This window comes from Streptococcus mitis (assembly GCF_002096925.1).
Classification (GTDB): Bacteria; Bacillota; Bacilli; order Lactobacillales; family Streptococcaceae; genus Streptococcus; species Streptococcus mitis_AF.
Window position 1 is genome coordinate 1 of sequence record NZ_NCVN01000046.1, and the last position, 4,061, is coordinate 4,061.

6 protein-coding genes are annotated in these 4,061 nt (G+C 36.4%); 1 reads left to right on the forward strand and 5 read right to left on the reverse strand.

All coding sequences use genetic code 11. The features are described from left to right. Positions 1-209 precede the first annotated feature (209 nt). From sdbB to B7692_RS07340, 4 genes are all read right to left on the reverse strand, one after another. Positions 210-776, reverse strand: a complete 567-nt coding sequence (sdbB, locus tag B7692_RS07325) for a thiol-disulfide oxidoreductase-associated lipoprotein SdbB (RefSeq protein ID WP_084930339.1) — start codon at positions 774-776, stop codon at positions 210-212. An 11-nt stretch (positions 777-787) separates the two neighbouring features. Continuing rightward, the gene (gene ccdA2, locus B7692_RS07330) at positions 788-1,495 is read right to left on the reverse strand and encodes a thiol-disulfide oxidoreductase-associated membrane protein CcdA2 (RefSeq protein ID WP_084930340.1); all 708 of its coding nucleotides are present in this window, start codon (positions 1,493-1,495) and stop codon (positions 788-790) included. A 213-nt stretch (positions 1,496-1,708) separates the two neighbouring features. After that, the gene (locus tag B7692_RS07335; RefSeq protein WP_001284642.1) at positions 1,709-1,984 is read right to left on the reverse strand and encodes an HU family DNA-binding protein; all 276 of its coding nucleotides are present in this window, start codon (positions 1,982-1,984) and stop codon (positions 1,709-1,711) included. Positions 1,985-2,091: 107 nt separating this feature from the next. Next, the gene (locus tag B7692_RS07340; RefSeq protein ID WP_084930341.1) at positions 2,092-2,931 is read right to left on the reverse strand and encodes a DegV family protein; all 840 of its coding nucleotides are present in this window, start codon (positions 2,929-2,931) and stop codon (positions 2,092-2,094) included. Between the two features lie 140 nt (positions 2,932-3,071). Here B7692_RS07340 and B7692_RS07345 point away from each other — a divergent pair, with 140 nt between their 5' ends. Beyond that, on the forward strand, positions 3,072-3,920 hold the full coding sequence (locus B7692_RS07345) for a YitT family protein (protein WP_084930342.1): 849 nt from the start codon (positions 3,072-3,074) through the stop codon (positions 3,918-3,920). Here B7692_RS07345 and B7692_RS07350 read toward each other — a convergent pair. Next, positions 3,901-4,061 (reverse strand): IS3 family transposase (locus tag B7692_RS07350; RefSeq protein ID WP_142360046.1); only part of this gene is annotated, 161 nt, incomplete at its 5' end. The two genes, B7692_RS07345 and B7692_RS07350, sit on opposite strands and share 20 nt — an antisense overlap.

Genomic DNA, 4,061 nt, shown 5'->3' on the forward strand with positions numbered 1-4,061 from the left:
CAAGAGATGTAATCTGAGAGGGAAGCGTCAAGTGAGAATTGACATGGGATTGGTACTTATGGCCAATAACCTCCTAAAATATAATAAGAGAACGACTCAAAATTAAAAAGCTAGAGTTCCACAATTGGAAATCTCTAGCTTTTTTTGTGGTAGAGAACTATTTTGTCTCAGGTTCTTGATTATATAAATACTATTTTAAAATCTTGATTCTATTTCATTTCTTTAAAGGCTGCTTCTGCATCCGCATTACTGATAGCACCAAATTGAATCTTTCCAATCTTTCCTTGACTGTCAATTAGGTATTCTGTAGGAATGCTTCGAATTTGATAAGCTTGGAATGTGGTTGCTTTTGTGTCATAAAGAACTGGGATATCCTTATAACCTTGATCTTGGAACCATTGTGGGAATTGCTCAACAGTTTTTTCACCTTGAATTCCTGGTGCAATAACAGTAAGAATTTCGAAGTCACGATCTTGTTTTGCAGCTAATTCCATCAACTCAGGCATACTTTTTTTACATGGACCACACCATGAAGCCCAAAACTTCAAGTAGACTTTTTTCCCCTTATAATCAGATAACTTAACTTCTTTACCATCCATAGATTGCAAGGTGAAGTCTGGCGCCTCTTTCCCAACAGCAATTTGTTGTACAGTCGTTTGTTGCTGTTGTTTTGGGGATTGTTCTGGTGCTTTAGTCTTTTTAGTCTCTTCCTCACCACAGGCTATCAATACAACTAATGACAAGAGGCTTAAGCCAGCAAACATTACTTTTTTCATCTTTTTCTCCTTTATTCAAAAATTCCAGCTAGAACATTTACTTGTCCTAATAGTAATAAAATTCCCATTAAAATAATGAGTAAACCACCAATTTTCTTTAGTAGCATCATATGACGTTTGATTTTACTAAAACACGGCATTACTACACCTGAAGCTAGAGCCAAAACCAAGAAAGGAATGGCCATCCCCAGAGTGTAAATAAGAGTATAGATAGCTCCTTGCCAAGCACCATTGCCTCCAGAAGCCGCAAGCGCTAAAACAGAACTTAAAACTGGACCAATACAAGGCGTCCAACCAAAGCTGAAGGTAATACCGAGTAAAAAGGCTGACCAATAACGATTAGCTTCTGATTTCTTAAAAGTAAAGCTTTTTTGAACCTCTAATTTCTTAAAATGAAAAATTTCCATCTGGTGAAGGCCTAAAATGATAATAATTGTTCCCATGGTATAGCGAAACCAATTGGCATAGAGAATATTACCAAAGTAACCAGCACCAAATCCTAAGATAAAGAAAATGAGTGAAATGCCTGCGATAAAGCAAAGAGTTCGAATCAGACCTGACCAGGCAACCTTTCTCCCAAATAAAGAAAAGCTTTTTGCGCTTTCCTGATCATCCAGCAAAATTCCAGTATAAACAGGTAACAGAGGGAATATACAAGGGGAAAAGAAGGACAAGATCCCTGCTAAAAAAACGGAGATTGAAAATACTATCGTTTCCAATAAAGAACCAACTTTCTTAATAATTCATATCCTATTTTACTATAATCAATTTCATTTGTATGATTTCTGCTACGCAATTTGAATTAGGCAGTATTTGAAATATTTGTTCCGGTACTAGTTCATTCAGATTCTGCCCCTTTTTTGCCCTCTATACACAAAAAAGCCTATTGACCAAGCTCAAAAACTTGATACAATAGGCTTTTTAAAGGCTGATTATTTAACAGCGTCTTTAAGAGCTTTACCAGCTTTGAATGCTGGAACTTTAGAAGCTGCAATTGTGATTTCTTTACCAGTTTGTGGGTTGCGACCTTTACGTGCAGCACGCTCACGAACTTCAAAGTTACCAAAACCGATCAATTGAACTTTTTCACCAGCTGCAAGGTAGTCAGCTACTGCTGAGAATACAGCTTCAACTGCTGCTGCTGAGTCTTTCTTAGTCAATTCTGTAGCTTCTGCTACTTTAGCGATCAAATCTTGTTTGTTTGCCATGTTAATGATTCCTCCAATTTAATTTCTAATTAACAATTATAATCATATCCTAAAATCCCTTTTAGGTCAAGTTAAAAACGCTATTTCTTCCCATTTTATTTATTTTTTTAAGAGTAGTAACGTACTAAAATAGCCCAAGCGTTCTCACCCGTGTGAGTTTGAATAATAGAGCCCGTTTCCAAAACTGAAATTGGCTTTTCAACATAAGCTTGTAAGCTTTCTTTCATCTCTTTGGCCCAATCAACACTGCCAGAATATGAAATTCCAATCTCTGCTACAGAACGTTCAGAGAGCGACGTTATCAACTCATCTAACCATTTTTTAAAAGTTTTAGCTCCACGACCTTTAACGATTGGCTGCAATTCATGGTCTTTCATCTGCATGACAACACGTATATTGAGAAGGGAGCTCAACAATCCAGTTACACGGCCAATTCGTCCACCTTTGACAAGATTTTCCAAAGTAGAAACACCAATATAGAGTTCTGTGTGTTTTTTTACCTCTTCTATGCGAGTTAAAATTTCCTCCATATCTTTGCCTTCTTGTGCTAACTTCGCAGCCTCAACAACTTGGAATTTCAGGGCTTGGTCAGTGAAGGAACTATCAATAACTGTCACATCGGCAGTAGATAAGCTAGCACCTTGACGTGCCGCTTCTACAGTACCAGAAAGGGCATGAGACATATGAATAGCAAGAATCTGGCTACCATCCTTGCATAGTTCTTCAAAAACTTCAGCGAAGACACCTACAGGTGGCTGACTTGTTTTCGGAAGATTCTTACTTTCTTGCATCAACTGAAGAAATTTACCTTCTTCTTTCAAATCCGCATCAGAATAAACAACATTATCAATCATTACAGATAATGGAACAACAGTGATATCTAATTGTTTTACTAGTTCAGGTTCAATAGTAACAGATGAATCGGTTACAATCTTAATTTTTGTCATAGTATCAATCTTTCTATTTTAGGATTCAGATTGGTTTTCTTACTTTTAATTATATCAAAAAAAGATTAAAAATCCTAATGGAGTCATTCAAATTTTCCTTAAAAATTTGATATAATCTACTTATAAGAAAAGAGGTTCCTATGATTAAAAAAATTTACCCCATTTTAACCATTTTACTAGGTGCTGCTATTTATGCTTTTGGTCTGACTTATTTTGTAGTTCCCCATCATCTCTTTGAAGGAGGGGCGACAGGTATTACCCTCATCACCTTTTATCTTTTTAAAATCCCTGTTTCGCTCATGAACTTGCTGATTAATATTCCTCTTTTCATCCTAGCTTGGAAGATTTTTGGAGCAAAATCTCTCTATTCTAGTTTACTAGGAACCTTAGCCTTGTCCGCCTGGTTGGCTTTTTTTGAGCGTATTCCCCTTCATATTGATCTTCAAGGTGATTTACTGATCACAGCCCTTATAGCTGGGATTCTATTGGGAATTGGGCTCGGAATTATCTTCAATGCTGGTGGGACAACTGGTGGAACTGATATTGTAGCTCGTATTCTCAATAAATACACTCATATATCTATGGGAAAACTGCTTTTTATCTTAGATTTTTGTATTCTCATGCTTATTCTCCTAATCTTTAAGGATCTGAGATTAGTTACCTACACGCTCTTATTTGATTTTATCGTTTCTCGTGTTATTGATTTGATCGGCGAAGGTGGCTATGCAGGTAAAGGATTTATGATTATCACAAAACGTCCTGACCAACTTGCTAAGGCGATTAATGATGACCTAGGAAGAGGCGTTACTTTCATCTCAGGTCAAGGTTATTATAGTAGAGAAGATTTAAAAATCATTTACTGTATTGTCGGAAGAAATGAAATTGTGAAAATGAAGGAAATGATTCATCGAATCGATCCTCAAGCCTTTATAACTATCACAGAAGCTCACGAAATCCTTGGAGAAGGATTTACATATATAAAAGAATAAACAAAAAGCTGGGAAGTGTACTGACCCCCGGGCTAAGTCCTTTTAGTTTTACCTTAATTCGTTTATTGTTGTAGTAATCAATATAGTCTACAATGGCTTGTTCCAATTGCTTAAGCGACTGAAACGACTTCTCATAACCGT